At 62.1% G+C, this 3,573-nt stretch carries 2 protein-coding genes and 1 tRNA gene; 2 read left to right on the forward strand and 1 reads right to left on the reverse strand.

Going from position 1 to position 3,573, the window contains the following annotated elements:
• Position 1 precedes the first annotated feature (1 nt).
• Positions 2 to 77 (forward strand) — tRNA-Val (locus PG887_RS15170).
• Between the two features lie 47 nt (positions 78 to 124).
• Here PG887_RS15170 and PG887_RS15175 read toward each other — a convergent pair.
• Positions 125 to 2,230, reverse strand: coding sequence for a methyl-accepting chemotaxis protein (locus PG887_RS15175; RefSeq protein WP_270822134.1), 2,106 nt, complete (start codon positions 2,228 to 2,230; stop codon positions 125 to 127).
• 142 nt (positions 2,231 to 2,372) lie between these two features.
• Here PG887_RS15175 and nadA point away from each other — a divergent pair, with 142 nt between their 5' ends.
• Positions 2,373 to 3,446: a quinolinate synthase NadA gene (gene nadA, locus PG887_RS15180; RefSeq protein WP_052816503.1), complete on the forward strand. Its 1,074-nt coding sequence runs from the start codon at positions 2,373 to 2,375 to the stop codon at positions 3,444 to 3,446.
• Positions 3,447 to 3,573 lie beyond the last annotated feature (127 nt).

Below are 3,573 nucleotides of genomic sequence, written 5' to 3' on the forward strand. Positions count from 1 at the left end.
AGGTCGTTTAGCTCAGCTGGGAGAGCACCTCCCTTACAAGGAGGGGGTCACTGGTTCGAGCCCAGTAACGACCACCATATTGAAAAGCCCGCAGCGATGCGGGCTTTTTCGTTTCCGTCTCCCATCAGGTTCGCAGTCGATCCAGCTCGCTTGCCAGGGTGGTGGCCGCCTGTTCCAGTGCCTCGCTCAGGCGCTGGCTGGCATTGGCCTCTTGTCCCAGGGTGGTGGCGGCGTCACCGATGCGCATCAGGTTCTGGTTGATGGTGTCGCTCACGGCACTCTGCTGCTCGGCGGCGGTCGCCACCTGGCTGATGTGATCATGGATCTGCTGGATCTGGGTGACCACCTGATTGAGTGCCTCGAAGGCCTGCTCCGTGCCTTCAACCGTGCTCACCGAGCGGGCGATCCCTGTGCTCATCAGCTGCTGGCTGCTGGTGACCTCGGTTTGCAGGCTGCCGATGAGCTGCCCTATCTCGTCGGTGGATGAGCGGGTCTTGTTGGCCAGCGCCCTCACCTCGTCCGCCACGACGGCAAAACCCCTGCCCATGTCGCCGGCCCGCGCCGCCTCGATGGCTGCGTTGAGGGCCAGCAGGTTGGTCTGTTCGGCAATGGCCCGGATCACATCGAGAATGTGGCTGATATTGGTGCTGCGCTGGGCGACCTGGGCGACCGCCTTGTCGGCCTGATGCATGTCCTCGACCAGGGTATGGATCTCGCTGCGGGCCCTGCTCAAGGTCTGCTGGGCCGTGCTGACATGGTGGGTCGCCGCTTCCGACTCCTGCGCCGCCTGTTCCGCATAGCCCGCCACGCTGACTGCCGTGGTGCTCATCTCGTGCATGGCGCTGACCACGCTCTCCAGCTCCAGGCTCTGATCATCCAGGCTGCTGCGCATGGCATCGGCCGTCTGTTTCATGCCCCTGGCCTGCTGATGCACCTGTTGCCCAATCTGCTTGCTGCCCTGCACCATGGCCCTCAGCTTGCCGAGGAAGGCATTGAGATGCCTGCCAAGCTCGATGAGCTCCTGGTGGGTGTCGATGCGCATCTGCTGGGTCAGGTCGCCCTCATTGCTGGCGAGGTGGGAGACGTGGCGGCTGATGAGGGAGAGGGGCGCCGTGATGGTCTGGATGAACCAGACAAGCAGCCCCAGGGCCACCAGGGTGATGACAACGATGGCGATCAGCTGCTGCTGCTGGGTCGCCTGCAACAGGCTGCCGAGCTGCTGGCTGATGGTGTTGGCCTGGCTGAGGGCGAGGGCCTTGGGCACCTTGATCATCAGCCACCACTGGTTGTCGGCAGCCTCGATCCGTATGGGCTGCTGCAGGATGAAATCGCTGTCGGTATCGGCGGGGTGTCCATTCGGGGCAACCAGTCCGGCCTCTGTCAGGGGGCGCCCCAGTTTGTCCGAATGGCGGTTGCTGCCGACGATGAAGCCCGTCTTGCTGACCAGGGTGACCTCGGCCTGGTTGTCATAGAGGCTCTTGCCAAGGTGCTCGGCCAGTTGCTGGAAGATGGGCAGGTTCATGTCGACCCCGGTGATCCCGGCAAACTTGCCATCCTTGAGGACGGGCACCGTCAGGCTGGTCATCAGCATCTTCTGACCAGGGCTTATCTCGTAGAGGTAGGGTTCCATCAGGCAGGGGCGACGTGTCTCGCGACCGCAGAGATACCACTCGCTGTTGCGAATGCCGAATTCATTGCGCGAGGTGTCGAACTTGGCGTCACTGGTGGCGGCATCTATGGTCTGCTGCGCGATGTTTCCGTTCTGTTCCCGGGTGAAGTAGACCTCGAGACTGCCCTTGCCGGCAACCGAATGGCTGGCGCCCGTCTGCCAGTCGGCGTCCTGTTCGTCGTAACCGTTGGGTTCGAACTGGGCGTAGATGGAGCTGATCCCGTTTGCCTGGTGCAGGCGGCTGCCAAGTAGGAGCTCCACTTGCGGGCGACTCAGCCGCTGGTCCGGCTGGGCCATGCTTCCTTCAAGCTGCGCCGCCATGCCGAGCGGTATCTGATAGGCCTGCTGCAACTGGTCTTCGATCTGCACGGCATACCGCTCTGCCTGGAATTGCAGGGAACGGGAAACCTCCTGCTCCAGGGCGCCACGGGTCTGCGCCATGATGTCATCGCGCAGGCCGTTCAGCGAGGAGGACTGTATCCATGTCATGGCGACGCCACTGGCGAGAAAAAGTCCCAGCGTGAGCAACAACAACTTGGTCTTGAGCGAACGTTGTTTCATTCGACAACTCCTTTTGGCAAGAATGACAACGATATGGTCGGAGCGGGTCCTGACAGTTGTACTGTACTGGATTTGTTGATGGGTTTGTGCACGGCTTCTGGTTATAATTTTGGCCTTCCCGAGCGTTGATGGAACAGTCGCAATGAGCAATGCACTGAGCAGTATTCCGCCGGTAGTCGAGATGGACTACCCCTTCCCGGCCAAACCACAGCCCCTGACTCCCGAGCAGAAGGCGACCCTGATCGCCGAGATCAAGGTGCTGCTCGAGGCGCGCCAGGCCGTGCTGGTTGCCCATTACTACACGGATCCCGAGATCCAGGCCCTGGCAGAAGCCACCGGTGGCTTCGTGGGTGACTCCCTGGAGATGGCCCGCTTCGGTCGCGACCATGCGGCCCAGACCCTGATCGTGGCCGGTGTGCGCTTTATGGGAGAGACCTCCAAGATCCTGAGCCCCCACAAGCGGGTGCTGATGCCGACGCTGGAGGCCGAGTGCTCCCTCGATCTGGGTTGTCCCATCGACCAGTTCTCCGCCTTCTGCGATGCCCACCCCGATCACATCGTGGTGGTCTATGCCAATACCTCGGCAGCGGTGAAAGCGCGGGCCGACTGGGTGGTCACCTCCAGCATTGCGCTGGAGATCGTCGAACATCTGGACAGTCAGGGTCACAAGATCATCTGGGGCCCGGACAGACACCTCGGCGCCTACATCGAGAAGAAGACAGGGGCCGAGATGCTGCGCTGGCAGGGTCACTGCATCGTGCACGACGAGTTCAAGGCCAAGGCGCTGCGCGAGCTCAAGGCCCAGAACCCGGATGCCGCCGTGCTGGTGCACCCGGAGTCCCCGGCCTCCGTCATCGAGCTGGCGGATGCAGTGGGTTCCACCAGCCAGCTCATCAAGGCCGCCAAAGAGCTGCCCCAGCAGAAACTGATCGTGGCGACCGATCGCGGCATCTTCTACAAGATGCAGCAGGCCTGCCCGGAGAAAGAGATGGTGGAGGCGCCCACCGGCGGTGATGGTGCCACTTGTCGCAGCTGCGCCCACTGCCCCTGGATGGCGATGAACGGCCTGGTGGCCATCAAGGAAGCCCTGACCGACGGTGCCGAGCGTCACGAGATCCATGTGGATGAGGCACTGCGTCTCAAAGCGCTTGTCCCGCTCGACCGCATGCTGGATTTCGCCGCGGAGCTCAAGCTCAAGACCCAGGGCAACGCCTGACTGACTCTGATGGCAAGATGCAAAGAGGGCTCCCGCGGGAGCCCTCTTTATTTAGGTTCTTCGCGGGATCTTGGGGAAGTGGAAGTTGACAGACAGGGTGCTGGTAAACTGGCTGTCTCCAAACACA

The organism is Aeromonas sp. QDB14, assembly GCF_027707845.1.
Taxonomy (GTDB): domain Bacteria; phylum Pseudomonadota; class Gammaproteobacteria; order Enterobacterales; family Aeromonadaceae; genus Aeromonas; species Aeromonas caviae.